This is a genomic window from Natronobiforma cellulositropha, from assembly GCF_025629245.1.
Lineage (GTDB): Archaea > Halobacteriota > Halobacteria > Halobacteriales > Natrialbaceae > Natronobiforma > Natronobiforma cellulositropha.
This window is the reverse complement of record NZ_JANZXN010000034.1, coordinates 1-599: the sequence shown is the minus strand read 5'-3', so window position 1 is coordinate 599 and position 599 is coordinate 1. Positions and strand designations below refer to the sequence as shown.

The window sequence follows — 599 nt, the reverse complement described above, 5'->3', positions numbered from 1 at the left end:
GGCCTTGTTTAGACGCCTGAATTCATGGGTTTGAGCGGTCGAGCGCGAGTTCGATGTTTCTGACGGCGCACTTGAGGACGAGTTCGCGGAATTGTCCAAACCAGGTTCGAGCACGGACGATCTCGCCGTATTTGCGCCGAAGCGCGAAGAACGTCGATTCGACGTTCGAGCGCTGATGGTACGTTGTGTCATCAATCAACACATTGCCTGCGACGCCGTTCCAGCCGAACTCACGATGTTTGATCACTGGTTTCACGCCCTCTGCGCGAAGTTTCTGGCGGAGTAACCACCAATCGTATCCTTTGTCGGCGGTGAGAATGCTCACCTTGTCGATATTTCGTTTGAGTAGTTGCCAGCCGATCTGGGAATCGTGCGGTTGTTTCATCGAACAGTGTATATCGAGAATCACACCAGTCTCGCAATCGATCAAGACAGTCGTCTTGACCGCACGAAACGTGTAATTCGTCCGTTTGGCGTAGTGCTGGCTGGCCGAGATCCGATCCATGCCAGTTGCGTCGATTGCCTGGATCTCGCCGGTGTCGTGCAGCTCCGCCGACAGCCGTAGTAAGATGCGCCAGATCGGCATTTTGAGTCGCTGA

1 protein-coding gene is annotated in these 599 nt (G+C 54.4%); it reads right to left on the bottom strand.

All coding sequences use genetic code 11. The features are described from left to right. Positions 1-22 precede the first annotated feature (22 nt). A partial coding sequence (locus N0B15_RS15410) for an IS5 family transposase (protein ID WP_263020609.1) occupies positions 23-599 on the bottom strand: 577 nt, incomplete at its 5' end.